This is a genomic window from Arthrobacter alkaliphilus, assembly GCF_021483235.1.
GTDB classification, from domain to species: Bacteria; Actinomycetota; Actinomycetes; order Actinomycetales; family Micrococcaceae; genus Arthrobacter; species Arthrobacter alkaliphilus.
Genome location: NZ_JAKEEC010000004.1, coordinates 24692 through 49017, shown reverse-complemented (window position 1 = coordinate 49017; position 24326 = coordinate 24692). Strand labels below are relative to the sequence as shown.

21 protein-coding genes and 1 pseudogene are annotated in these 24326 nt (G+C 64.8%); 6 read left to right on the top strand and 16 right to left on the bottom strand.

Annotated elements, in window-relative coordinates:
* Nucleotides 1-63 precede the first annotated feature (63 nt).
* From L0B83_RS04655 to L0B83_RS04600, 12 genes are all read right to left on the bottom strand, one after another.
* A complete protein-coding gene (locus L0B83_RS04655) occupies nucleotides 64-1443 on the bottom strand; it encodes an MBL fold metallo-hydrolase (RefSeq protein WP_234757255.1) in 1380 nt (459 codons plus the stop codon).
* Between the two features lie 95 nt (nucleotides 1444-1538).
* Nucleotides 1539-3005: an FAD-dependent oxidoreductase gene (locus L0B83_RS04650; RefSeq protein WP_234757254.1), complete on the bottom strand. Its 1467-nt coding sequence runs from the start codon at nucleotides 3003-3005 to the stop codon at nucleotides 1539-1541.
* Nucleotides 3006-3036: 31 nt separating this feature from the next.
* Entirely contained in the window at nucleotides 3037-4293 is a 1257-nt protein-coding gene (gene cobA / locus L0B83_RS04645) for a uroporphyrinogen-III C-methyltransferase (RefSeq protein ID WP_234757253.1), read from the bottom strand.
* Between the two features lie 85 nt (nucleotides 4294-4378).
* On the bottom strand, nucleotides 4379-5413 hold the full coding sequence (locus L0B83_RS04640) for an LLM class flavin-dependent oxidoreductase (RefSeq protein ID WP_234757252.1): 1035 nt from the start codon (nucleotides 5411-5413) through the stop codon (nucleotides 4379-4381).
* 35 nt (nucleotides 5414-5448) lie between these two features.
* A complete protein-coding gene (locus L0B83_RS04635) occupies nucleotides 5449-6399 on the bottom strand; it encodes an ABC transporter permease (RefSeq protein ID WP_234757251.1) in 951 nt (316 codons plus the stop codon).
* Complete coding sequence (locus L0B83_RS04630) at nucleotides 6389-7126, bottom strand: ABC transporter ATP-binding protein (RefSeq protein ID WP_234757250.1); 738 nt, start codon at nucleotides 7124-7126, stop codon at nucleotides 6389-6391. The genes L0B83_RS04635 and L0B83_RS04630 overlap by 11 nt, the downstream gene beginning before the upstream one ends.
* 42 nt (nucleotides 7127-7168) lie before the next feature.
* Nucleotides 7169-8338 (bottom strand): ABC transporter substrate-binding protein, encoded by a 1170-nt coding sequence (locus L0B83_RS04625; RefSeq protein ID WP_234757249.1) that lies wholly within the window; start codon nucleotides 8336-8338, stop codon nucleotides 7169-7171.
* Nucleotides 8339-8617: 279 nt separating this feature from the next.
* Nucleotides 8618-10045, bottom strand: a complete 1428-nt coding sequence (locus L0B83_RS04620) for a sulfate adenylyltransferase subunit 1 (protein ID WP_234757248.1) — start codon at nucleotides 10043-10045, stop codon at nucleotides 8618-8620.
* Nucleotides 10045-11031 carry a sulfate adenylyltransferase subunit CysD gene (cysD, locus tag L0B83_RS04615; protein WP_234757247.1) on the bottom strand — a complete coding sequence of 329 codons (987 nt, stop codon included), beginning with the start codon at nucleotides 11029-11031 and terminating at the stop codon, nucleotides 10045-10047. The genes L0B83_RS04620 and cysD overlap by 1 nt, the downstream gene beginning before the upstream one ends.
* Nucleotides 11028-11747, bottom strand: coding sequence for a phosphoadenylyl-sulfate reductase (locus tag L0B83_RS04610; RefSeq protein ID WP_234757246.1), 720 nt, complete (start codon nucleotides 11745-11747; stop codon nucleotides 11028-11030). Before L0B83_RS04610 ends, cysD begins: the two co-directional genes overlap by 4 nt.
* Entirely contained in the window at nucleotides 11744-13489 is a 1746-nt protein-coding gene (locus tag L0B83_RS04605) for a nitrite/sulfite reductase (RefSeq protein WP_234757245.1), read from the bottom strand. The genes L0B83_RS04610 and L0B83_RS04605 overlap by 4 nt, the downstream gene beginning before the upstream one ends.
* A gap of 133 nt (nucleotides 13490-13622) precedes the next feature.
* Nucleotides 13623-14321: a sirohydrochlorin chelatase gene (locus tag L0B83_RS04600; protein WP_234757244.1), complete on the bottom strand. Its 699-nt coding sequence runs from the start codon at nucleotides 14319-14321 to the stop codon at nucleotides 13623-13625.
* 51 nt (nucleotides 14322-14372) lie between these two features.
* Here L0B83_RS04600 and L0B83_RS04595 point away from each other — a divergent pair, with 51 nt between their 5' ends.
* Together L0B83_RS04595 and L0B83_RS04590 are read left to right on the top strand one after the other, a co-directional pair.
* A complete protein-coding gene (locus tag L0B83_RS04595) occupies nucleotides 14373-15056 on the top strand; it encodes a trimeric intracellular cation channel family protein (protein ID WP_234757243.1) in 684 nt (227 codons plus the stop codon).
* Between the two features lie 13 nt (nucleotides 15057-15069).
* Nucleotides 15070-15492, top strand: coding sequence for a hypothetical protein (locus tag L0B83_RS04590; RefSeq protein WP_234757242.1), 423 nt, complete (start codon nucleotides 15070-15072; stop codon nucleotides 15490-15492).
* 125 nt (nucleotides 15493-15617) lie between these two features.
* Here the strand turns inward: L0B83_RS04590 and L0B83_RS04585 are convergent, their stop codons facing one another.
* From L0B83_RS04585 to L0B83_RS04570, 4 genes are all read right to left on the bottom strand, one after another.
* Complete coding sequence (locus L0B83_RS04585; RefSeq protein ID WP_234757241.1) at nucleotides 15618-16436, bottom strand: endonuclease domain-containing protein; 819 nt, start codon at nucleotides 16434-16436, stop codon at nucleotides 15618-15620.
* Nucleotides 16437-16860: 424 nt separating this feature from the next.
* Entirely contained in the window at nucleotides 16861-17964 is a 1104-nt protein-coding gene (locus L0B83_RS04580; protein WP_234757240.1) for a polyprenyl synthetase family protein, read from the bottom strand.
* A 9-nt stretch (nucleotides 17965-17973) separates the two neighbouring features.
* Nucleotides 17974-19317 (bottom strand): geranylgeranyl reductase family protein, encoded by a 1344-nt coding sequence (locus tag L0B83_RS04575; RefSeq protein ID WP_234757239.1) that lies wholly within the window; start codon nucleotides 19315-19317, stop codon nucleotides 17974-17976.
* 61 nt (nucleotides 19318-19378) lie between these two features.
* Nucleotides 19379-20155, bottom strand: a complete 777-nt coding sequence (locus tag L0B83_RS04570; protein WP_234757238.1) for a demethylmenaquinone methyltransferase — start codon at nucleotides 20153-20155, stop codon at nucleotides 19379-19381.
* 127 nt (nucleotides 20156-20282) lie between these two features.
* Between L0B83_RS04570 and L0B83_RS04565 the strand changes: the two genes are divergently transcribed.
* From L0B83_RS04565 to L0B83_RS04550, 4 genes and pseudogenes are all read left to right on the top strand, one after another.
* Nucleotides 20283-21623, top strand: coding sequence for an isochorismate synthase (locus L0B83_RS04565; RefSeq protein ID WP_234757237.1), 1341 nt, complete (start codon nucleotides 20283-20285; stop codon nucleotides 21621-21623).
* 203 nt (nucleotides 21624-21826) lie between these two features.
* Entirely contained in the window at nucleotides 21827-22633 is an 807-nt protein-coding gene (locus L0B83_RS04560; RefSeq protein WP_234757236.1) for an ABC transporter substrate-binding protein, read from the top strand.
* Between the two features lie 89 nt (nucleotides 22634-22722).
* Nucleotides 22723-23514 (top strand): amino acid ABC transporter permease, encoded by a 792-nt coding sequence (locus L0B83_RS04555; protein ID WP_234757235.1) that lies wholly within the window; start codon nucleotides 22723-22725, stop codon nucleotides 23512-23514.
* A gap of 8 nt (nucleotides 23515-23522) precedes the next feature.
* Nucleotides 23523-24324, top strand: a pseudogene (locus tag L0B83_RS04550) (amino acid ABC transporter ATP-binding protein).
* The last annotated feature ends 2 nt before the right edge of the window (nucleotides 24325-24326 follow it).

The following is a 24326-nucleotide window of genomic DNA, read 5'->3' as shown; positions in this document are numbered from 1 at the left end:
CGTCGGGAAAAACCCAACCAAAGGTGACCGGGGGTCCGGGGGCAAGGCGGGGCGGCTGCCGGGTTACTCGGCGGTCGAGCGCGTCAGCTCGACGCCGGCGTCCGCTGCCTCGCGGAAGGGCGCATCGATGAGCACCACGTCGCGGGCTGCACGATGAAGCAGGCTTGCGGCGACGCTGGCCCTGTAGCCGGAGGTGCAGTGGACCCAAATCCTCGAATTCGGCAAATCGTCCATCCGGAGCAAAAGCTCATGCAGCGGAACATTCACCGCCCCGGACACGTGGGACGCGGCAAATTCTTCGGTTCGGCGCACGTCCAGCACTGTTTCGCCTGGACCCCGCTCCCGCATGAGCCCCGCCCAGTCGGTGATCGGATACTGCACCAAAGGCGTGCCCCGCGCCAGGGTTCCGGGATCCTCGCCGACGGCGGCATCCGGAGAGTCGATTCCGATCCTCGACAGATCACGGATCGCCTTCTCCACCTCATCCAAGGGACCCACTAAAGTCAGCGGCTGGTTCCACGGCAGGACCCAGCCCAAATAGCTCGTGAAGCTGGAGCCGCTGCCGTACTCGAAGCCCACGCTGCCCAGCAGATGGTTGGCGGCAAACGCCACCCGCTGGCGGAGGTCCACCACCCATTCCCCGGCGTCGAGCCTTCGCTTGAGCTCGGCCGGGTCCACGTTGGCAGGAACCTCGAGCCTCGCCGGCCCTGGTCCTGCCGAATTGAGCGGGCTCATGTGCGCGTAGTACGTCGGGTAGGCCGAGATATTCGCCAAGAGGTGCCGGACGAAATGGTCCTCGTCCGGATCCGTGAGCGCATGGTTGCTCGCGGCCTGCTCACCGATGGTCGAGATGGAAATCCTGCTGGCGGGGCCGATGGAACAGAAGGAGCCGAAGCCGTGGGTTGGATACAGGACTGCGTCCGGCGCGGCCTCCGCCACCAGCCGCCGCACCGCGGCGTACTGCTCGCGTGCCAGGCCTTCGGTTTCGTCGGGACCAAGCAAGTCGGTCCGGCCGACCGATCCATAGAGCAGGCTGCCGCCCGAGAACACCGCCTGCCGAATGCCGGCGTCGGGATCGTCGTCGTTGACGAGGTACGACAGGTGGGTGTGGGTGTGGCCGGGTGTGGCCAGCGCCTTGACCGATAGCCTGCCGACCGTGAACGTTGTTCCGTCCGTGACCGGCTCGCGCTCGAACGCCACGTCGTCGTCGGCGTTCACGAAGTACACGGCGCCGTGGTCCCTGGCCAGCAAGAGCCCGCCCGTGACGTAGTCGTTGTGGATGTGGGTTTCGGCGACGTGCGTGATGGACACGCCCGCAGCACGTGCGGCGGCCTCAACCCGGTCCGTGTCGCGCTGGGGATCTATCACGAACCCGGCCGAACCGTCATGCACGAGGTAGCTGCGGTCACCCAGCGGGGTGGTTTCGATAACCACAACGTCCATGACGCGAGTCTAATCCCAAACGCGGGGTCACTTACGGCCCATTCCGATGCTTCGGATGGGCCGTAAGTGACCCCGCGTTGCTAAGTTGCAGAGTCCTAGACTTGGGCGGCGACTCCGTCGCGGGAAATGTCCACCATGTCCTCGCGCGGCACCACCTTGATGCGTTCGCGCTGGACCTCGACGCCGTGCGAGGTGCCGGCCTCGGACGCGGCGGCGCCCAGGGCGAGCTCGTGGGCGTCCAGCGCCAGCCAGCCTTCCCAGCTGGTGAACTTCACGCCGCGGGCGTCCAGGAGTTCGACGACGGCGTCGGGCTCGGGAACGGACGCGAACGGCAGGTTTTCGCGGTCCTCCAGGAGGTACGTCACCGTCTCGAGCGCGTCACCCTTGGTGTGGCCGATGAGCCCGATCGGTCCTCGCTTGATCCAACCCGTCGCGTAGAGGCCGGGGACGTGCTCGCCCGAAGCGTCCAGGACCCGGCCGCCGTCGTTCGCGATGACGCCCTTCTTGTGGTCGAACTCGACGTCCGGCAGGGCCGAACCGAAGTAGCCGATGGCGCGGTACACGGCCTGGACCGGGTAATCGATGAACTCACCGGTCCCGCGGGCGTTTCCGGTGCCGTCCAGCTCCGTGCGCTCGAACTTGATGCCCGCAACCTTGCCGGGAGTCTCCGCGGAATCCACGATTTCCACGGGGCTGTGCAGGAAGTGCAGGTGCAGGCGGCGGGAGGCCTTGAGCTCGGAGAGATCCTCCGGCTGCTCGGCGATCCAGTTGGTGAGCGTGCCCACCATGGTCTTGGTCTGGTTGTTCGTCTGGATCTGGCGGTCCGACTCTTCGTCGAACTCGAAGTCCTCCGCGTAGAGGATGATGTCCACGTCCTTGGAGTGCGAGAGTTCGCGGAGCTCCAGCGGGGTGAACTTAACTTGGGCCGGACCGCGGCGGCCGAAGACGTGGACGTCCGTGACCGGGGAAGCCTTGAGGCCGGCGTAGACGTTGTCCGGAATTTCGGTGACCAGGAGGTCGTCCGCGTGCTTGGACAGGACACGGGCCACGTCCAAGGCCACGTTGCCGTTGCCGAGCACTGCCACGGAGGTGGCTTCAAGCGGCCATTCGCGGGGCACGTCGGGGTGGCCGTCGTACCAGGAGACAAAGTCGGCGCCGCCGAAGGAGCCCTCAAGCTCGATGCCCGGGATGTTCAGGTCCGCGTCCTTGATGGCACCGGTGGCGAAGATGACGGCGTCGTAGTGGGTGCGCAGGTCCTCGATGGACAGATCCGTGCCATAGTCGACATTGCCGAAGAAGCGGATGTCGCCGCGGTCCAGGACCTTGTGCAGGGCGTTGACGATGCCCTTGATGCGGGGGTGGTCGGGAGCAACGCCGTAGCGGATCAGGCCGTAGGGGGCCGGGTAGCGGTCGAAGAGGTCGATACTGACAGTCAGTTCGCCGCTCTTGACGGCCTCGCTCTTGGTCAGGATGTCCGCGGCGTAGACGCCGGCCGGGCCGGACCCGACGACGACGACGCGCAGCGGGCGCTCGACAGATCCTACGGTGGTGCTAGATGACACGGCTGTGTTCCTTTTCAGTGTGCTTCTGGGGCTACGGGGCAGTGACGCGGGGCTTATTCGGGGTCAGGGTGCTGTAATCAGCGGTCTTGAAATGTTCGGGGGCAAACGGGCTGACACGCACCACATCGCCAATCACAATCACTGCGGGATTTGCGACGCCGGTGGCCTCGGCTTGCTCGGCAATGGTCGCCAAGGTGCCGATCGTGACGCGCTGTTCGGGCATGTAGCCGTTCTCTACGATACCGACCGGCGTGTCCAAGGGCATTCCGGAGTCTGCGAGCGCGGTTGCCGATTCGCGGAGTTTGGCAACGCCCATGAGCAGGATCACGGTGTGGTCGGGCCGGGCAGGGACTTCGGACAGTTCCTCGTGGCCGGTGACCACGCTGAAGCCCTTCGCAAGTCCGCGGTGCGTCACAGGAATGCCTGCCGCCGCCGGCACCGAAATCGCCGAGGTCACACCGGGAACCACTTCAACCTCGACGCCGTTCTGCCGGCAGAATTCGGCTTCCTCGCCGCCGCGGCCCAGGACGTAGGGGTCGCCGCCTTTGAGCCGCACCACACGGTGGCCGGCCAAGGCTTCGTCCACGAGGATCCGGTTGATCTCGACTTGCGGCACCGGGTGGTGACCGGGGGTCTTCCCGACCTCGATGACGCGGACATCCGGAGCAAGTTCATGCAGCAGCTCCCGCGGACCGAGGCGGTCGGCGACGACGACGTCGGCCTGGCCCAGGAGGCGGCGCCCGCGGACCGTGATGAGCCCGGAATCGCCAGGCCCCCCGCCCACGAGTGCGACACTTCCGGCGGAGGCGCGACGACGGCGGAGCGGCAGGTCTCCAGTCTCAAGTGCCGTGGCGACGGCGTCGCGCAAGGCCATGGCCCGGCGCGGATCTCCCCCGGCATTGATGGCGATCTTCACGTCGTCAACGACCGCGACGGCCGGGGTCCACGCCGCGGACGATTCGTGGTCCGAAGCGTTGACGCACCAGATACTCTGCGCCTCGGCATCGGCGGCCACTTGGGCGTCCACATCGGCAACGCCGGTGGCCGTCTGGACGAACCAGACGCCGTCGACGTCGGTGGAAACGTAGGTGCGCGGCTCCCACGTGAGGAGGCCGGAATCAGCGAGTTCGCGAAGCGCGTCAGACGCAACAGGAGCAACCACCGTCACCCGGGCGCCGGCGTCGAGCAGTCCCTTGGCGCGTCGCGCAGCCACGGGTCCGCCGCCCACCACCAGCACCGGGCGGCCGAGCAGCCGCAGGGCTGTGGGGTAGATGTCCTGAATTGCCATGAAAAAACTGTAGGGCCGGGCCGTAACATGCTTCAAAGGTCCGGAAACACCAGTTCACGCTAGGTAACCCGGCGTCACATTGCGCTCACGCCGAGGGTGCCTCCCAGCCGATTGCCGGAGCCACGTGTCTGGCGATGTTGCCCAGGAGCTTGATGTTGAAGTCCACGCCGAGTTGGTTGGGGACGGTAACGAGCACCGTGTCCGCGGCCTGGACCGCGGCGTCCTGCGCGAGTTCCTCCGCCAAAGCATCGGGCGCACCGACGTAGCTCTTGCCGAACCGCGACAGGGCACCGTCGAGCATGCCCACTTGGTCCCGGTTCTCCACCTGGGCGCGAAGCCCGAAATAGTGTTCGTCCTCGGCGTCGACCACGGGAATGATGCTGCGGCTGACCGAAACGCGCGGCTCAAACCCGTGTCCGGCGGCTGCCCAGGCTTCCCGGAACATGCTGATCTGTTCGGCCTGGAGCTGGTCGAAGGGAACCCCGGTGTCCTCGGTGAGGAGGGTGGAACTCATGAGGTTCATGCCCTGTTCCGCGGCCCACACGGCAGTCTTGCGGGTGCCTGCTCCCCACCAGATGCGCCGCGGCAGCCCGGGCGACGTCGGCTGGATCGGCAGCAGCCCGCGGCCGCCTCCCATGAAGGAAGGGTCCGCCTCCGCCACTCCATGGCCCGCGATGGCGTGGCGGAATACGGCGGTGTGGCGGCGTGCCATCGCTGCGTCGTCCTCACCCTCGGCAGGTGCATAGCCAAAATACCGGGAGCCGTGCAGGGCAGGCTCGGGTGAACCACGGCTGACACCCAACTGAAGCCTGCCCCCGCTGATGAGGTCTGTGGCCGCGGCTTCCTCCGCCATGTACAAAGGGTTTTCGTAGCGCATGTCGATAACGCCGGTACCCATCTCGATCCGGCTGGTCCGGGCCGCGATGGCCGCCAGCAACGGGAACGGAGAGGCTTGCTGGCGCGCGAAGTGGTGCACTCGGAAGAAGGCCCCGTTGATGCCTATTTCCTCCGCCGCCACGGCCAAGTCGATCCCCTGGAGCAGGGCCTCCCCTGCCGAGGGAGTCCGCGAGCCTTGGACGGGTCCCCAGTGGCCGAAGGAAAGAAAACCGATTCGTTTCATGCCCCCGTCAACCACGGGGTGGCGCGAGGAATTCCTTAGCGCGTGCTCCCCGCGAGCAGGCCACGACGCAGCAGGAGGCGGCGCTCAATCGGAGCGAACACCACGAGTTCGATCAGGATGCCCACAAACAGGATCGCCAGGATGGCGGACATGACGGTGGCCATGTCGGACAAGGTGCGGCCCTGGTCCAGGAGCGAACCGAGGCCGAACCCAATGGTGCCGCCCACCGCGATGATCTCTGCGGCCATGAGCGAACGCCAGGAGAAAGCCCACCCCTGCTTGAGCCCACCGAGGTAACCGGGCAGGGCAGCCGGGAGGACGATCTGCAACGCCATCTGCAGCCGCGAGGCACCGAGGACCTTGCCGACGCTCCGGTATTGCGGCGGGATCTGGTCGACGCCGGAAATCAGACCGTTAATGATGGACGGGATGGCACCCATCAGGACAACGAAGTACACCGTGCCGTCGGAGAGCCCGAACCAGATGATTGCTGCCGGAACCCAGGCCACGGACGGCAGCACCTGCAGGCCCGAGATGAGGGGTCCGAAGGCCCGGCGCAGCGGCTGCACCTGGGCAAGGAGCAGCCCAACCGGGGTTGCCACGAACACGCTGATGAGGAAGCCGATCACGCCGCGCTGAAGCGAGGTCCAGATGGCTTCCTGGGCTTTGCCTTCGGCCCAGAGGGAACCGAACTGGCTCAGGACGTCGAGCGGCCCGGGAACCTGGTCGACGCGCTTGAACCCGAGGGAAACATAGAGTTGCCAGGCCAGGATGAGGACAAGGAGCGCCGCGACCGGGAGGATGATCCGGGTCCAGTCGATGCGCGCCTTGCGGTGGGCATCCGACTGCAGCTTGTCCAGGCCTGCCTCGAGGTCACGGAGCTCGTCCGGGTTTCCCTTCAGGGCCGGCGAGGTGATGTAGCGGGACTCTGAGGTTTGCTCCACTGCGTGCTCCCCTGCAGGCAGGGTTTCTTGTTCAATTGGCATGGCGGCGGATCTCCTCGCGCAGGCGGCGGGTAATGGTTCCGGTCAGTTCCCCGGCCCGGCCGGCGTCGGTCCGGTGTTCCTCCGTGACGTTCCATTCAGCGACGACGCGTCCGGGACGTGAGGACAGCAGCAGGACGCGCTGGCCCAAGCGCACTGCTTCGCGCACGTTGTGGGTCACGAACACGATGGTGCGGCCCGTCTCCTTCCAGATCCGCTCGAGTTCGTCATGGAGGAGGTCACGCGTGATCGCGTCGAGGGCTGCGAACGGCTCGTCCATCAGCAGCACCTGCCGGTCCTGGGCCAGGGCGCGCGCCAGCGCGATACGCTGCCGCATTCCGCCCGAGAGTTCATGGGGGCGCTTGTCCCCCGCGCCGCCCAAATGTACGAGGTCCAGCAGTTCACCGGCCCGGGCGGCACGCGAGGCTTTGGTGGTCCTGCCGGACTTGTCCGCGAGCTTCAACGCGAGCTCGATGTTTCCGCGGGCGGTGAGCCACGGGAACAACGCAGAATCCTGGAACATGAAGGCGGCGCCGTCGCTGGGCACCTCCAGGGCGCCCGACGTCGGGTGGTCGAGTCCCGCGATGATGTTCAGCAGGGTGGATTTGCCGCAGCCGGAGGCACCCAGCAGGGCAACGAACTCGCCCTGCTGGATGGTGGCGTTGACGTCGTCCAGCACCGGGGCGCCGTCGCCGAAGCGTTTACCCAGGTGTTCCAGTACGACTGGCATGGTCCCGTCCTCCGTTTGTTGCTCGATTGTTGAATGCGTGGTTCAGTCTTGGCCGAGGCCGGCGGCGGAGACCTTCTGGCCGGCCACGCTGTTGAGGGCGCGCAGGTCGAAGATTCCGTTGATGTCGGCTTGCTTTGTAATTCCCGCGTCCACGCCATCCTGCAGGAGCTTCTTGTAGGTTCCGGCCAGCGGGTCAACGGTGAAAGTGATGTTCTTCAAGGACCGGTCAATGACGTCGGCCGGAAGGGTGCTGCCGGCGGTTGCCTTCAGCGCGTCGTTGATGGTGCTGGCCTTGTCGGCGGCCGATGCGCTGTTGAGCCAGTCAACGGAAGCCTTGTTGCCTTTGAGCAACGCAGTCACAGTCTCGGGGTGCTCGGCGGCGAACTTCTTGCTCACGATCAGGATGGTGGTCGGGAACTGCCCCTTCTCCCAGAGATCCTTTTCGTCCACGAGCACCTTGGCTCCGGCCTGGAGCACCAGGCGCGACGCCCACGGCTCAGGCAACCACGCGCCGTCGAGCTTGCCATCCTGGAAAAGCTTGAGGGTCTGGGCGTTCTCGGTCGGGTTGATGGCGACGTCTCCCCCACCATTCGCGTTGGTCTTCAGGCCCTGTTTGCCCAGCCAGGCCCGCAAAGCCACGTCCTGCGTGCCGCCGAGCTGCGGCGAAGCGAGAGTCTTTCCCTTGAGGTCCGCGGCTGAATTGATGCCGGGCTTGACCACGAGCTGGGCACCGCCGGACGCTGCACCGGCGATGATGTTGATGGAGGCGCCCTTGCTCTGAACGAAGGAGTTGATCGCCGGATTCGGGCCGAGGTACGCGGCGTCGATCGCGCCGGCGTTCAGTGCCTCGACCGCTGCCGGCCCGGCGTTGAAGATCTGCGTGGTCAGCTTGGTGGTGCCCAGTTCCTTGGCGAGGAGGCCTTTGCTGACTCCGACGAGGGCCGGGGCGTGGGTGACGTTGCCGAAGTAGCCGAGCTTGAGCTCCGCGGCAGGCGTGGTCGCGGGCGTTGCCGCTGCGGCGGCAGCCTGGGTTTCGTTGTTCTTGCCCACCACCGACGCGACGGCGGCGCCGACGGCGATCAGGAGGACGAGTCCGACGGCGATGCCGATCTCGAGCGTGCGGCGGCGCTTGGGTTTGTTGTTTCCGCCGGCGACGATCCTGGTGGTTCCCGGCGTCGAGCCGGGCTGGGTGGGTTCTGGGGTCTTGGTCATTGGGAGATCCTTATGATGCGGTACGGGGGGCTTGGCGGGTTCTCAGGCCCCGCGACATCGCCCCTGGCGGGCAGGCAAGGACCAATCCGAAACGGTCATGGATTCACCATAGGGACTGCCATATTTGCCGTTCAATGACCCGGAAACCCGGGGTCACGCAGGTTCATGCGGCGTCACAATCGCGGCGCTCCGGCACGCAAAAACCGCAGCTTGTTTCCCATCCCGCGCCGTGAAGGCGGGGTTTGGGAAACAAACTGCGGTTCGAGTCCGTAAAGAACGTCAGATGACGTAACGTTCGTCTTCATGGTCGCCCGGGTGGTCCTTGACCAAGCCTGCGGCCAGGGTGTTGCCGTCCACGGGGTCGATCACCAGGAAGGCACCCGTGCGGCGGTGGTGCAGGTAGTTCTCCAAGGGCAGCGGCGCAGCCAGTCGAAGCTGGGCGTTGCCGATGTCGTTCAACTCAAGGCTGGAGGCCGCCTCCACGTTGAAGGTGGCGAGGTCCAGCTTGCCCGTCACATTGCGCACCAGCGCCTGGACAGTGCGGGTCCCGTGCTTCACGAGTACCTTGGCGCCCTCGCGCAACGGTTTCGGCGAAAGCCAGCACAGCGCCGCGTACAGGTCGGCCGAGCTCTCCCGCACCGTCCCGGCCGCGGCAATGGTGTCGCCGCGGGCGATGTCGATTTCATCTGCCAAGCGGATCGCTACCGACTGGGGAGCCGTAGCTTCAGCCAACTCGCTGCCGGCGAAGTCGATCCCGGTCACTGTGGTGATCCGGGGCTCGTGACCCGGGCTCAGGACCGTGACTTTGTCGCCAAGTGTCACGGTTCCTTCCGTGATCTGGCCGGCGTAGGCGCGGTAGTCGCGGTACGCCTCGACGTCGAGCCCTGCGGCAACGGCGTCGGGAGCCAGCGCACCCTGCGGCCGGATGACCAGCTGGACCGGGAAACGGAAACTCTCCAGGTGGCTTTCGAGCTCGTCGGCGGCTGGAAGGGTCTCAAGGACTTCGAGCAAGGCAGGACCGCCGTACCAGGGGGTGCGGTCCGAGCGGTCCACGACGTTGTCGCCGTCGAGCGCCGATACCGGGATGACGAAAAGATCGGTGATGCCGCCTGTGTTTGAATCTTCACGGCCCAAACCAAGTTCGCGGGCAACCTTCTGCACGTCCGCCTCAATCTCGCGGAAGACCGACTCGCTGAAGTCCACGAGGTCGATCTTGTTCACTGCGACGATCACGTGCGCCACACGGAGCAACTGCAGCACCGAAAGGTGGCGGCGGGTCTGCTCCAGGACTCCCTTGCGGGCGTCGATGAGTACGACGACGGCATCCGCAGTGGACGCGCCCGTCACCGTGTTCTTGGTGTACTGAACGTGGCCGGGGCAGTCCGCGAGGATGAAGCTGCGGCGATCGGTGGCGAAGTAGCGATAGGCGACATCGATGGTGATGCCCTGCTCGCGCTCGGCGCGGAGGCCGTCGGTCAGGAGGGCAAGGTCGATCGCCTGGCTGCCGGTGGCGCCTGCCCCGCCGAAGCCACGGTCAGCCGAGGTGCGGGCCACGGCGTCGAGCTGGTCTGCAAGGATCGCCTTGGAGTCGTGCAGCAGGCGGCCCACCAGGGTGGACTTGCCGTCGTCGACGGATCCAGCGGTGGCGAAGCGGAACAAGGTGGATTCGCGCAGGCCGGTCTCCAGCAGTGCGGTTTCGGTGCTCATTAGAAGTACCCGTCCTTCTTGCGGTCTTCCATGGCTGCCTCGGAGATGCGGTCATCCGCACGGGTGGCGCCACGTTCGGTGAGGGTCGATGCGGCCACTTCGACAACCACATCGGCAACAGTGCGGGCTTCGGAAACAACCGCACCGGTGCAGGACATGTCGCCCACAGTGCGGTAGCGCACGAGTTTCGTCACGACTTCCTCGTGCGGAAGCGGCATGGAAACCTCGCCCACCGCGCGCCACATGCCGTCACGCTCGAACACCTCGCGCTCGTGGGCGTAGTACAGCCCGGGAAGCTCGATGCCTTCGCGTTCGATGTAGCGCCACACGTCCAGCTCGGTCCAGTTGCTGATGGGGAACGCGCGGACGTGCTGGCCCACGGTGTGGCGGCCGTTGTACAGGTTCCACAATTCGGGGCGCTGGTTACGGGGATCCCACTGGCCGAACTCGTCCCGCAGGCTCAGGATGCGCTCCTTGGCACGGGCCTTGTCCTCGTCGCGCCGGCCGCCGCCGAAAACGGCGTCGAACTTATTGCGCTGGATCGCGTCAAGCAGCGGCACGGTCTGCAGCGGGTTGCGGGTACCGTCGGCACGCTCGGCAAGTTCGCCGCGGTCGATGAACTCCTGCACGGAACCCACCACGAGCTTCAAGCCCAGGCGCTCCACAGTGCGGTCGCGGAAGTCGATGACCTCGGGGAAGTTGTGGCCGGTGTCCACGTGCAGCACCGGAAACGGAACCTTGCCCGGCCAGAAAGCCTTGGTGGCCAGGTGCAGCATGACCACGGAGTCCTTGCCCCCGGAGAACAGCAGCGCAGGGCGCTCGAACTCGGCGACGACCTCACGAATGATGTGGATAGCCTCGGACTCGAGGGTGTCGAGTGACGAGAGGCGATCCGACCGCGGGGCCTGGGCGGCATCCGGCGTCTCAGTTGCTTGGCTCTCCAGCACGGCCAACTCCAAGTCCTCGTTGGTTGTGTAGGTGCTCATACGTGTAGTCCGCATTCTGTCTTGTCGGTCCCTGCCCAGCGGCCGGAGCGGGGGTCCGCTCCCGGGGCCACTTTGCGGGTGCAGGGCTGGCATCCGATGGACGGGTAGCCCTGGCTCAGGAGGGGGTTGACGGGAAGGATGTTGTCTTCGGAGTACTGGACCAGCTGGTCAAAGCTCCAGTCGGCCATCGGGTTGACCTTGACCAGCCCGTTGGCCTCGTCCCACGTGATCAGCGGGGTGTTGGTCCGGGTGGGGGCTTCGTCGCGGCGCACACCGGTGAACCAGACTTCGTAGCCGGCGAGGGTCCTACGCAGCGGCGCGACCTTGCGAAGCGCGCAGCATTGGGCGGCGTCGCGGGCAAACAGGTCCTTGCCGAGAAGGCGGTCCTGCTGCTCTACCGTGTTTTCCGGGAGCACGTCCACGACGTTGACCCGCAGGTTCGCGGCAACCTCGTTCCGCGTGGCGTGGGTTTCCGGGAAGTGGTAGCCGGTCTCGAGGAAGAGGACGTCGACGCCGGGAAGCTGGTCCGCCACGAGTGCCGGCAGCACTGCGTCGGCCATCGAGCAGGCCACGGCAACTGCGGGCAGTTCGAAGTTGCGGGCAACCCACGCGATGACATCGCGGGCAGGCGCGTTCCAGCCAAGCTCGGCGGCACCGGCCTCGGCGAGCGCCTTGAGTTCGTCGCGGGACCGGAGCTCTGTGGCTGACGTGGTCATTGCAGATCTCCTTCATCTGCCGAATGTGCCCATTCGGCAAAAGTCTGGCCTTCAGAACGCTCGGCCACGAACTTCCGGACTACCCGCTCGACGTAGTCGGGCAGGTCCTCGACGTATACCTTGAGGCCGCGCACGGTCCGTCCAAGGCCTGCTTCTTCGCGGTCGGACGAAGCCAGCCCGCCGCCCAAGTGAACCTGGAAGCCCGGGGTCGGGTCGCCGTCGGGCGTTGGCAGCATCATGCCCTTGAGTCCGATGTCCGCGGTCTGGATGCGGGCGCAGGAGTTGGGGCAGCCGTTGATGTGGAGGGACAGTGCCTGCGGCAACTGGCCGCTGTCCGCGAGGTCGGCCAGGCGGCGTTCCAGTTCGGCGACGGCGGTGGCTGCCGTGACCTTGGTTTCCACGATGGCCAGCTTGCAGAACTCGATGCCGGTGCAGGCAATGGTGCCGCGGCGGAACACTGACGGACGGGCGGAGAGGCCCAGGGTATCCAGCTCTGCCACGAGCGGCTCCACGTGCTCCTTGGCAACGTCCAGCACTACAACCTTCTGGTGCGGCGTGGTGCGCAGCCGGAAGGAGCCGCGGGCTTCAAGGGTATCGGCGAGCTTCACCAGCTGGCTGCCGGAGAGGCGTCCGGCCGTCGGGGTGGCACCGATGAAGAACTTGCCGTCCTTCTGCTCATGGACTCCGACGTGGTCGCCCGGCGTCGCAGGCTTGGGGGCCGCGGGGCCGTCAGCCAGCTTGTAGCCGAGGTACTCGTCCTCAAGGATCTGGCGGAACTTCTCAGGACCCCAGTCGGCCAGGAGGAACTTCAAGCGGGCCTTGGTGCGCATGCGCCGGTAACCGTAATCGCGGAAGATGCTGGTGACACCGAGCCACACTTCAGCGCCCTGCTCCGGGGTCACGAAGGCGCCGAGGCGCTTGCCCAGCATGGGGTTGGTGGACAACGCGCCACCAACCCAGAGATCGTAACCGGCACCCAGCTCGGGATGGACCACGCCCACAAAGGCGCAGTCGTTGATCTCGTGGACCACGTCCTGCGAGGGGTGGCCGGTGATGGCCGTCTTGTACTTGCGCGGCAGGTTGGCGAGCTCGGCGTCGCCGATGAAACGCTCAGCGATTTCATTGATCAACGGCGTGGGATCGATGATCTCGTCCTTGGCGATGCCGGCAACCGGGGAACCCAGGATCACGCGGGGGACGTCGCCGCAAGCCTCGGTGGTGGACAGGCCGACGGCTTCGAGGCGGCGCCAGATTTCCGGTACGTCCTCCACCTGGATCCAGTGCAGCTGGATGTTCTGGCGGTCGGTCAGGTCGGCACTGCCGCGGGCGAAGTCCACGGAGATCTGGCCGATCACGCGCAGCTGCTCTGTGGTGAGCGCCCCGCCGTCGATCCTCACGCGGAGCATGAAGTACTTGTCCTCGAGCTCGTGCGGCTCGAGCGTGGCGGTCTTGCCGCCGTCGATCCCCGGCTTGCGCTGGGTGTAGAGGCCCCACCAGCGGAAACGGCCGTGCAGGTCGGTGCCGTCGATCGAGTCGAAGCCGTGCTTGGAGTAGACAGACTCGATACGCTCACGGACGTTCAGCCCGTTGTCTTCCTGCTTCCAGGTCTCGTTGGCGTTGAGCGGCGTGGTGCCGTCGACTTTCCACTGGCCGTGGGGCTTCGCGGCAGGACGGGCGGTGCGGGCCGGGCGCTTGGGTGCAGCCTCGTCCGTAGACGCTCCGGCTAGAGCTGTATCAGTCATACGTCGACTGTAGGGGTGGCCAGATTTCTCCAACAAAGGGTCGGGAAACGAAGAGTCACCTAGGGAAACAATTCGTCACGAACAGGCCTCGGGCCTTGTTCACCCGGCCGGGCTGTGCATTCGAAATTGCCGCTCAGGGCCGGCCCGCAACCACTGCGTCGTAGCGTTCCAAGGCGATTTCCGCGAGCACCGGAGAGGGCAGCAGCGGTGCCGTGACGGCGTCGGCACCGGCCTTGGACAGCTGGTCGTGGAAGTAGCCCGTGGCGAGCAGATACGAGGACACCACCACCCGGCCCGCTGCTTCCGCGAGTTCCGTGCGCAAGGCCGCGACGCCGTCGGGCACGTTCGGTTCCGCACTGGCGCCATAGGCGACGCGCACCTTGTTCGGCAGCAGTTCGGCGAGTTGGCGCGCCTGTTCTTCCGAGTCGACCGAACCGTCCGGCAGGGATGAGCCGGCAGCGGCGAGCAGGACGCCGTCGTCGTCGCCCAAGCCTGCATCCCGGAGACGCGCGGCGAGCAGCTCCGCGAGCCGCGGGTCCGGGCCCAGCGGAGGCGCCGCCGATACCTCCGGGCGGGACTTGATCGCCCGGGGGATGTCCACCTTGACGTGGTAACCCGTGCTGAGCAGCAAGGGAACGACGACGGCGGGCGTGCCTTCCGGGAGGCCGGCCACCACGCCGCCCAACTCGGGCTCCTGGACGTCCACGTAGGCTTCGACGACCGTCAGTCCCGGCCGCAAGGCCTCGATCTCGGCCATGACCTGGCGGATAGCGGCCTGCCCTTCGACGTTACGGGTTCCGTGGGCGCACGCGATCAAGACGGGGCTGTTCATGCGTGCAAGCGTAACGTTGGGCGAGCATGATCGCCCGTCTGTGAACGGAGAATGGAGCTGCAGTTGTTCACTTTTGACCTTGCGCTGGTATGGCTGGATCTGGCCGGCGTCTTCTTTTTCGCCGTGTCCGGATCCTTGCTCGCGGCCAAGAAGCAGTTCGACATCATCGGCTCGCTCCTCTTGGCTTCGCTCGTGGGGCTGGGCGGCGGGGTGATCCGCGACATCGTCATCAACGCCGGTCCTCCTGCGGCCTTCATCAGTCCGGTCTATCTGCTGCCGCCTTTGTTGGCCGCGATCCTGGTGTACTTCCTGTTTTCGAGCATCCAGCGCTTCACCTCCCTGTTGACCCTGTTCGACGCCGGCGGGCTGGCCTTGTTCTGCATCACCGGGACACTCAAGGCATTGGCTGCGGGCATGAATCCGGTGGCTGCGATCTTGCTGGGAGTCACCACGGCGGTGGGCGGTGGTTTGCTCCGAGACATCACGGCCAACGAAATTCCCACGCTCTTCAATGCCCGTGATCTCTATGCCCTTCCTGCCTTCACCGGAGCCGCTTTGACCGCGCTGCTCTGGAACACCGGAGCCTTCAACGGACTGACGGCGGCCCTCGTTGCCGGCTGGGTTTTCGCCTTCCGGGTGGTGGCTTGGCGGCGCGGTTGGCGGGTGCCTCTGGCGGTCCGGGGATGGCACCGCGCCGGGGTGTCTTCGGGCGCCGAATCACGGGTCCGCGATTAGCTAGGATGGGAGCATGACTGACATGTTCCTCGAGAAGTTCCGCGCGCTTGTACCGAAGTATCTCGAGGACGAATGGCAGGAGGAAGACGGGCTGTCCGCTGATGAGCTGGATGAAGCCCTGTCCGCCCACTCGTTCACCATCCCGATGGTGCTGCGCGAGTTCTACCTCGCGATTGGTGGTTGCGAGGACCTCATGGAGGCCTACCACTACTTCTGGGACCCCGAGGAACTCGAAGTGGACGACGAAGGATTCCTCATGTTCCTCGAGGATGAGGAAGAGCAGTTCACGTGGGGCTTCCGCGTAGGCGACCTCGGCATTCCCGATCCCATTGTGTGGCGCCGGAACAATGCCCGCGGCCAGTGGAAATCCGAAGAAGGCACCTTCTCCGAATTCGTGTTCGACATGTTCGACTGGGCTTTCAGCGACGAAGACTAGGTTTCTATGGGGGGCTTTGGTGGGGGCCGTGCGGAGGTTTCTCCCCACCTTTGGGCCGAAGTTGGCTCGACTCTCCCTAGATTCCGGGGCTGCCCATGTGCTGCCGAAGCCAAAACCGGGGAGTTTCAGCGGCCTCGGCGACGGAGAACCTGGAGAACCTCGGCAAGCACGGCTTCCCGCTGATAGACAATCTGCGAATAGTCGTATCTCAGGACCAGAAAGCCCTTCACGGTTCCCGCGTTATTCCGTCGCCTGTCCTTCTTGACCTGCCGCGGCTGTAAGTGGCTCTCCCCGTCCACCTCCACAATCAGCCTTCCCTCCAGCAGGAAGTCCACAATGCCGATTCCGGGCAATTCGACCTGCGTCTCTGTACGGATTCCTGCCTGCCGGAAAAGTATTCGTGCCACAACCTCGATCGGAGAATCCGCCGAACCGTCCACCAGGGTGAGCACTTTTCGGGCCGCCCCGTTCCGATTACCCGGCAACCTCTCACGGAGGTAATCAAGGTTCGTCCGGCCTTGGAGGAGTGCACTTTCCACCATGATGGCCGACTCGATTTCAGGCAGGCACCGAAGGGAATGCAGCAGCGTGTCCGTCAGGCTGGCCACCGGACTGATGTGCCGGGACTCCACGAGTGACTCACGGTGGACCACAAAATCCTTGGCGTTGCCGTGCTTGCAGAGCAAATGGAGAGTCCGCGGTTCATGCAGTACCCAAATGCCGTGATGCCGGGCCCCCGATACGCACGTGAGCAGCCCGTTAGCACTGAGCGCCGCGACGATGTCCTCGTGGGCGACGGGCAAGGCCAGCACACCCCAGCGGCGCCGCACGATCTTGCCACCAGCAAGGGCTGTTCGGATGGCACGGTCGGAGAAGCCGGCCTGCTTCACGGTGGAAGTTCTCGCAGCCGAGCCCGCGTATTTCAGGAAGACAACGAGGTCCATGAGGCTAGTCCAACAGCAGGGCGTTGGCGCTGAAAGGCAGAGTTTGCGCTATGTGGACAACTGCCCGGTGCTCAAACTCCCCGGTTTTGAGCGAGGTCCGCTGATTCCGACCCCGAAAATCCAGGGCCTCCGGTCCAGGTATCCATCAAAGGTGGGGAATTTACGACGCCGAGGTCCCCGTAAAACCCTTTTACGGCGAAAGTTGCGGTCGTGACAAAGTTGTCATACGCTGTAACCGGATTCACTAAATGCCTCCGGTGAGTCTGATGCGAACGGAGATTATGGTCCCGGTTCGTTGCACCGCGTGACTCGTAGCGTTGCAAGGAACCGGGGCCATTGCGTTTAAGCGGACACCGCGGGCGAACCCAACTGCCAAAAACCCGCCCTAGCGGTCAGTCAGTTGGGCAGCCCCGGCCTCAAGAAACTAGCTCGAGCGGTCCACCACGGCGTGGGCAAAGTTCGTCAGCGATTCCTTGACCACGCCTTCGGGCAACGGCTTCAGGGCTTCGATGGCCTCAGCGGACCACTGGCGCGCAATCACCCAGGACTCGGCGGTGACCGGATGCTCGCGCAACCCGGCGACGGCTTGGGCCAGCGCCTCGTCGGAGGACAGGTCGCCGTCAACCAGCTTCAAGAGTTCGACGGCGGAATGGTCACCGTTCTCGGCGGCCTTGCGGAGCAGCAGGACCGGCAGCGTGGGAACACCTTCGCGGAGGTCCGTACCCGGGGACTTGCCGGACTTGACCTTGACCCCGGTAACGTCGATGACGTCGTCGGCCAGTTGGAACGCCACGCCGACCTTCTCTCCGTACTCCACGAGCACGTCCTCGAAGGATTCGTCGGCGCCTGCGAAGATGGCGCCGAGCTGGCCCGAGGCCGCCACGAGGGAGCCGGTCTTGTCGGCAATGACGGAGAGGTAGTGCTCCACGGGGTCCTCACCCTCACGTGGGCCCACGGTTTCGTGCAGCTGGCCAAGGCACAAGCGTTCGAAGGTGCGGGCCTGGATTCCCAAGGCACGCGAACCGAGCTCGGACACCAGGATCGAGGCGCGGGCGAAGATCAGGTCGCCGGTGAGGATGGCCACCGAGTTGCCCCAGACCTCGTGCGCGGTGGGGGCGCCGCGGCGGAAGGGCGCGGAGTCCATCACGTCGTCGTGATACAGGGTTGCGAGGTGGGTCAGTTCAACCACGACGGCGGCCTGGACCACTTCCGGACGGGATGCGTCACCGAGGTGGGCACACAGGAGGGTCAACAGCGGACGGATGCGCTTGCCGCCGGCTTCCACCAAGTGACGCGACGTTGCGTCAGCCAGGGGGTCCGAGTTGGCAATTGCTTCGCGGAGCTTCTTTTCCACGCGGGCAAGGTTGGTGGTGATGGCAGGACCAAGCTCCACGTCCTTGGCGATAGCGGCAAAACCGGCAGGAAGCTGCAGGCCGGTGGCGATCGCTGTGGTGGTGGGGGCGGGTTCGGCAGCTTCCGGCAGGCCGTGCCCGGCGTGCGTCCAGCTGTGTTCGGCAGAGTGAGTCACGGGTTAACCCTAACTTTTCACGGAGGAAAGCGTTGATTCGGTGCCGGCGCGGGTGGAAGCGGCGCTCGATGTGACGTTGGACGTTGCCGGGACCAGCATCTCGAGGACGCGGATCACACGGTCCTCGAAACCCTTCGCGGACGGATCGGTGAGGTTGGCGAGCATCCGAACCACAAAGCGCATGAGCACAGGGATGGGCATGCCGGTTCGCAGCGCGAGCTTCATGACGGCGGGCTTGCCGATGAGGGCTGCGAACATGCGCCCCAGGGTGAAGTGCGAACCCCACTGGTCCCGCACGTAGTCCGCGTACCGCGACAGGTGCGCGTCACCGTCGTGCACTGTCCACCCCGCCGAACGCGCGCGGACAGACGCATCAACGAGGAACTCGGCCGCAAACCGGGCGGACTCCATCGCATAGGAAATGCCCTCGCCGTTGAACGGTGAAACCATGCCGCCGGCGTCGCCCAGGAGCATGAGCCCCGGCGAGTAGTGCGGGGTCCGGTTGAAGCCCATGGGCAGCGCGGCGCCACGGATCTCCCCCACCTGGTTTTCCGGCGTGAACCCCCATTCGGAAGGCATTCCCGCGGTCCATTCGCGCAGGATCTGCTTGTAGTCGAGCTTGCCGAATTCCTTGGAGGAGTTCAGGATGCCCAGGCCCACGTTGGACGTGCCGTCGCCGACGCCGAACACCCAGCCGTAGCCGGGCAGCGGCTTTCCGGACTTGCCGGGCAGCTCGAGCCAGCCTTCCATCCAGTCGTCGTCGTGCCGGGGCGACGTGAAGTAGGTGCGAACAGCCACGCCGAGCGGGCGGTCGTCGCGCTTGTGGATGCCGAGCGAAACGGCAGTCCGTGTGGAGTTGCCGTCTGCGGCGAGCACGACGTCGGCATGGAAGTCGCGCGTTTCGCCCGTCTTGCGTCCTGACTCGTCGAGCAGCGCGGCGCGCGCGCCGATCACCCGCCCGGCGTCGTCCCGCAGGGCTTCGGTGACACTGTGGCGTTCAAGCACGACGGCGCCTGCCGCCTGGGCGTGCCGGGCCAGTTCCTCGTCGAATCCGAGCCGCGTACGGATGAGTCCGTAGGTGGGAAGGTCGGCGACGTCGGGCCACGGCAATTCAATGGTGCGGCCACCGGCGATGAGCCGGAGCCCCTTGTTGCGGCGCCAGCCCTCCTCCTCGGCGTGCGGGAGGCCGAGCTTCTGGATTTCGCGGACCGCGCGTGGTGTCAGGCCGTCGCCGCAGACTTTTTCCCGCGGGAAGCTGGTCTTCTCCAGGACTGTCACGGAAATGCCCGCCCGGGCAAGGTAATACGCAGCGGTGGACCCGGCTGGCCCTGCGCCGACTATCAGTACGTTCACAGCGTCCTTGTTTAATAGGCCGGTCTGCGTTTAATAGGCCGGTCAGCGGTTAATGGGCCGGTCAGCGGGACTGATCGCCGGCTTGGCGGCGCGGTTTGATCTGGCGGCGAAGCTTGGCGACGGGAACGCTTTCCCGGCGTTCGGCACCGGGCTTCTGGGCGCGGTGCACGGCCACGATGCCGCCGCTCAGGTTGCGGTAGTTGACGTCCGTCCAACCGGCTTCCTGCAGCCACGCGGCGAGGTGGTCCTGGTCCGGCCAAGCGCGGATGGACTCGGCGAGGTACACGTAGGCGTCCGGGTTTGACGAGACCTTGGTGGCGATGGCGGGCAATGCGCGCATCAGGTATTCGGTGTACATGGTCCGCCAGAGGGGCACCACGGGGGCCGAGAATTCGGCGATAACCAGGCGTCCGCCGGGCTTGGTGACGCGGAACATCTCTTCGAGGGCCTTGTGCGGTTCGTTGACGTTGCGCAGGCCGAAGGAAATGGTGCACGCGTCGAAGGAGTTGTCCGCGAACGGCAGCTTGGTGGCGTCCCCGGCAACGAAGTTGATGTCCGGGCGGCGGCGCTTGCCCACCTTCAGCATCCCGAGCGAGAAATCGCAGGCCACCACGTCCACTCCGGCGTCGGCGTACGGTTCGCTGGAGGTGCCCGTGCCGGCAGCCAGATCCAGGACTTTCTGGCCTGCCCGAACATCCATCGCATCCACGACCACGCGGCGCCAACGCCGGGTCTGACCCATCGACAGGACATCGTTCACGACGTCGTATTTAGGGGCGACATCGTCAAACATCGTCGCAACTTCGTCCGGACGCTTTTCCAAGGATGCTCGGTTCACCCTGCAATTGTCTCAGACAAAAGCGGGAAGGCTTTTCGGGGCGCTCCGGTCCAGGCCGGGTTCCCGCTCCGAGTCCCGTTCCCGCCAGCACGGTTACCGTTGCCCACGGGAGTAATGTTGTTGCATCATGACCAGTTCGCTCCGCACTTTAACAGTCCCCCTCGATGTTGATTCATCCTCCGGGGGGCTGCCGTCGTTTCTGGTCCGGGACGACGTCCTGTGCTGGTCACGCCGAGAGAACGGACTGGTGGGCTTCGGCGAACTCGCGCGCTTCACTGCTTCCGGGCCGGAGCGCTTCCTCGAGGCCGATATCTGGTGGCGCCACCTCGTCCTTGAGGCCGACGTTACCGATCCCCTCGAGATTCCTGGCACCGGCCCCGTGGCATTTGGCTCCTTTGCCTTCTCCAAGACGTCCGACTTTGAATCCCGCCTGATCCTTCCGGAGATCGTGGTCGGGATACGCGACGGGCAGTCTTGGCTCACCCAGTTGACGCTCGACGACGTCGAACTCACCGAGGCGGGCGCCCTCGCCGCCCTGGCGGGCTGGCTCAGCCCAACGGACGGTGCGGGTCCCGCGCCAGGCGGCTCCGGCGTCGGGCGCTCTTCCTTTGTCGGCAATGGGAAGGTCACGCTCGAAAGCGGCTCACTGAGCGAAGCCGCGTGGAAACAGGCCGTGGCCGACGGCGTCGCGGAAATCCGGACCGGAAAGCTCGAGAAGCTGGTCCTCGCGCGGGACGTGGTGGCCACCCTGCCCGACGGCGTCAACGCCGCCGAGGTGCTGCGGCAGCTGGCCAGCCGTTACCGCGAATGCTGGACCTACGGCGTCGACGGTTTGGTCGGGGCGACGCCGGAGATGCTCATCCAGGTGGAGGGCCGCACGGCGCAGGCACGGGTTCTGGCCGGGACGCTGGACCGTCGTGATGCCGAGGGCATGGACGGCTCGCCCATGGACTACGCCGAGCGGGTGCTGGCCGGTTCCGAGAAGCAACGGCATGAGCACGAGATCGCGATCCAGTCGTTGACCACGCAGCTTGCGCCCTTCTCCGAGGCAATGAACGCCCACAGCGAACCCTTTATCTTGGAACTGCCCAATGTTTGGCACTTGGCCTCGGACGTGAAGGCCGAACTTGCCGACATTGAGGGACATGTCCCTACGTGCCTGGCTTTGATCAACGCCCTCCACCCCACGGCCGCCGTGTGCGGGACGCCTACGTTGATTGCCGGCGAACTGATCCGGGAGCTTGAGCGAATGGACCGGGGTCCGTACGCCGGGCCGGTGGGGTGGCTCGACGCCGCGGGCAATGGCGAATGGGGAATCGCGCTGCGAGGTGCGGTCATCGAGGGCCCCACTTCCGTGCGCCTGTATGCGGGCTGCGGAATCGTCGAGGGCTCGGTTCCAGAGGCCGAATTGGCTGAGACCTGGGCCAAGTTCCGGCCGATGCTCGAGTCTCTGGGGATCAGCAACTAGGCCTCCAAGCCCAAGGATTCCACTCGAAACCTGCCCGTTTGGATGTCTGGGGTTCGAGACATTAGACACATTGGGGGGCTTGATTTTTTGCCAAGTAGGTTATCCAATAGGAAAACTTAGTTTCCTGTGACGCACATCTCATGTTGAGCGTTACACTATGAACCGATTAGTTTCGCATCCACTGCAACAAAAGGTAAGAAAATATGCAGATCTCCCGTTCGTTCCTTGTCGGCACCAAGGCTGCCGCGATTCTAGCGGCCGGCGCCCTGGCATTGACTGCCTGCGGATCCTCCGGTGGCAGTGCCCCCGCCGCGTCCTCCTCCGGCCTGAAGCTGATCGACTCGGGCAAGCTGACTGTTTGCTCCGACATCCCGTACGAGCCGTTCGAATTTGTCAAGGACGGAAAGAATGTCGGCTTCGACATGGATCTCGCATCCGAGATTGCCAAAGACCTCAAAGTCGAACCTAATGTGCTGACCGTTCCGTTCGAGGGGATCCAGTCCGGCCAGGCCCTGAACACCGCGCAATGCGACGTCGCAATTTCGGGCATCTCCATCACGGACGCCCGAAAGACCGTTATGGATTTCTCCACGCCTTACCTTGATGACGACCTTTCGCTGCTGGCGACCAAGGCCTCCGGCCTCAAGAAGTTGGCTGACCTGAAGGGCAAGAAGGTAGGTGTCCAACAGGGCACCACAGGCGAGGACTACGCCAAGAAGAATGGCTTGGACACGATCCAGTACGAAAACACCGGGCTTCTGATCCAGGCAATCAAGACGGGTGGCGTTGACGCAGCCATCAACAATCAATCCGTGCTCGGCTTCGCGGCCAAAGGCGACGACTCCCTGGTATTCGCCGAGACATACAAGACGGGCGAACAGTTGGGAATCGCCGTGAAGAAGGACAACAAGGCTGTCCTCGATGCGGTTAACGGCACCCTCAAGCGGATCACCGACGATGGAACCATGACGAAGCTGAAGACCACCTGGTTCGGCGCAGCCGTCAAGTAAACAACCGCAAAGCCGGGTGGTGCAGGCGCCGGAACATCGTCAAAAGCATTCCGGCCCCACCACCCGTCTTCATGTCAAAGGCAAAATAAATGGCAATGACTGTTCGTCAACGGGCGCGGACCAGCCGGTCCGTGCAGTACGGCATCCTGGTGCTCGCCGTCGCCCTCTTCATCGTATTCGCCGACTGGAAGGCTTTGAGCAGCGCCTTCTTCAACTGGGACTCTGCGGCCAAACAGTTCCCGAACATCATCACCCTCGCCCTGAAAAACACCCTCATTTACACCGTTCTGAGCTTCCTCGTGGGCATCAGCGGCGGCCTGGTATTGGCGCTCATGAAGATGTCGTCCGTGGGCGTGTGGCGCTGGATCGCCACTCTCTATATCGAGTTCTTCCGCGGCGTGCCGGCACTGCTGGTCTTCATCGCATTCGGCTTCGGCATCCCAACGGCCTTTGGTATCCGGTTCGACATCTACGTGACTGTGATGCTCGCCCTCGGGATGGTCGCGGCGGCTTATATCGCGGAAACCCTGCGGGCCGGCCTTCAAGCAGTGCCAAGAGGCCAGCTTGAGGCAGCCCGTTCGTTGGGCATGCCACACTGGCGCGCAATGGTCTCCATCGTCATTCCGCAGGCTTTCAAGATCGTCCTGCCGCCTTTGACCAACGAAGTCATCCTTCTCACGAAGGACTCATCGCTTGTGTACCTTCTTGGCCTTGCTGCCTCCCAGTATGAACTGACGAAGTTCGGCCGCGATGGCATCACCCAGCCCAATGCAGGACTCACCCCGTTGGTCATCGCGGGTGCCTGCTACCTGATCATCACAGTCCCGTTGGGAATTCTGGCCCGTCGCTTCGAATCCCGTACCGCAAAGACGAGGCGCTAGGAACCCCCATGAGCGATACATACAATTCCGCCGTAGACTCCCAACAAGTCCGCGCAGCGGGCGTGTCCATCAAGGACCTGCGCAAGTCGTACGGTACCAATGAAGTTCTCAAGGGCATCAGCCTCGAGGTCCAGCCGGGGCAGGTGGTCTGCCTGATTGGCCCGTCCGGGTCCGGAAAGTCCACGCTGCTCCGCTGCGTGAACCTGCTGGAGCAACCGAACTCGGGCACAATCAACGTGGGCAAATTCGAGGCCACAGATCCGGACGTAGACCTCGATCGCATGCGCCAAAACGTTGGAATGGTGTTCCAGCACTTCAATCTTTTCCCGCATTTGACGGTTCTTGACAACTGCACGATCTCACAGATCAAGGTACTAAAGCGCAGCAAGCAGGAAGCCGGCAACGTGGCCCGCCGCAATCTGGAGCGTGGGTCTGGGCCATCTCGCAGAACGATTCCCTGACCAACTGTCAGGTGGCCAACAGCAGCGTGTAGCGATCGCCCGTTCGTTGAGCATGGACCCGGAACTGATGCTGTTCGACGAGCCCACTTCAGCGCTCGACCCCGAAACCGTGGGCGACGTCCTCGCCGTCATGCGCAAGCTTGCCCAAGAAGGCATGACCATGCTCGTAGTCACGCACGAGATGGGCTTCGCCCGAGAAGTGGCCGACCGCGTAGTCTTCATGGACGGCGGCGTTGTTGTGGAGGAGGGTCCGGCCGAACATGTCATTAGCGCTCCGACCCAGCCGCGCACCAAAGAGTTCCTCCGCCGGGTGCTCGATCCCACTCATATCGAGGTAGCAGAAGACTGACG

What these genes read in the sequence shown, in the direction of transcription:
- L0B83_RS04625 (WP_234757249.1), bottom strand. Translation starts at nt 8,338, where the DNA reads ATGACCAAGACCCCAGAACCCACCCAGCCCGGCTCGACGCCGGGAACC.
- cysD (WP_234757247.1), bottom strand. Translation starts at nt 11,031, where the DNA reads ATGAGCACCTACACAACCAACGAGGACTTGGAGTTGGCCGTGCTGGAG.
- L0B83_RS04655 (WP_234757255.1), bottom strand. Translation starts at nt 1,443, where the DNA reads ATGGACGTTGTGGTTATCGAAACCACCCCGCTGGGTGACCGCAGCTAC.
- L0B83_RS04630 (WP_234757250.1), bottom strand. Translation starts at nt 7,126, where the DNA reads ATGCCAGTCGTACTGGAACACCTGGGTAAACGCTTCGGCGACGGCGCC.
- L0B83_RS04605 (WP_234757245.1), bottom strand. Translation starts at nt 13,489, where the DNA reads ATGACTGATACAGCTCTAGCCGGAGCGTCTACGGACGAGGCTGCACCC.
- cobA (WP_234757253.1), bottom strand. Translation starts at nt 4,293, where the DNA reads ATGGCAATTCAGGACATCTACCCCACAGCCCTGCGGCTGCTCGGCCGC.
- L0B83_RS04560 (WP_234757236.1), top strand. Translation starts at nt 21,827, where the DNA reads ATGCAGATCTCCCGTTCGTTCCTTGTCGGCACCAAGGCTGCCGCGATT.
- L0B83_RS04555 (WP_234757235.1), top strand. Translation starts at nt 22,723, where the DNA reads ATGGCAATGACTGTTCGTCAACGGGCGCGGACCAGCCGGTCCGTGCAG.
- L0B83_RS04565 (WP_234757237.1), top strand. Translation starts at nt 20,283, where the DNA reads ATGACCAGTTCGCTCCGCACTTTAACAGTCCCCCTCGATGTTGATTCA.
- L0B83_RS04590 (WP_234757242.1), top strand. Translation starts at nt 15,070, where the DNA reads ATGACTGACATGTTCCTCGAGAAGTTCCGCGCGCTTGTACCGAAGTAT.
- L0B83_RS04640 (WP_234757252.1), bottom strand. Translation starts at nt 5,413, where the DNA reads ATGAAACGAATCGGTTTTCTTTCCTTCGGCCACTGGGGACCCGTCCAA.
- L0B83_RS04635 (WP_234757251.1), bottom strand. Translation starts at nt 6,399, where the DNA reads ATGCCAATTGAACAAGAAACCCTGCCTGCAGGGGAGCACGCAGTGGAG.
- L0B83_RS04585 (WP_234757241.1), bottom strand. Translation starts at nt 16,436, where the DNA reads ATGGACCTCGTTGTCTTCCTGAAATACGCGGGCTCGGCTGCGAGAACT.
- L0B83_RS04595 (WP_234757243.1), top strand. Translation starts at nt 14,373, where the DNA reads ATGGAGCTGCAGTTGTTCACTTTTGACCTTGCGCTGGTATGGCTGGAT.
- L0B83_RS04620 (WP_234757248.1), bottom strand. Translation starts at nt 10,045, where the DNA reads ATGAGCACCGAAACCGCACTGCTGGAGACCGGCCTGCGCGAATCCACC.
- L0B83_RS04610 (WP_234757246.1), bottom strand. Translation starts at nt 11,747, where the DNA reads ATGACCACGTCAGCCACAGAGCTCCGGTCCCGCGACGAACTCAAGGCG.
- L0B83_RS04600 (WP_234757244.1), bottom strand. Translation starts at nt 14,321, where the DNA reads ATGAACAGCCCCGTCTTGATCGCGTGCGCCCACGGAACCCGTAACGTC.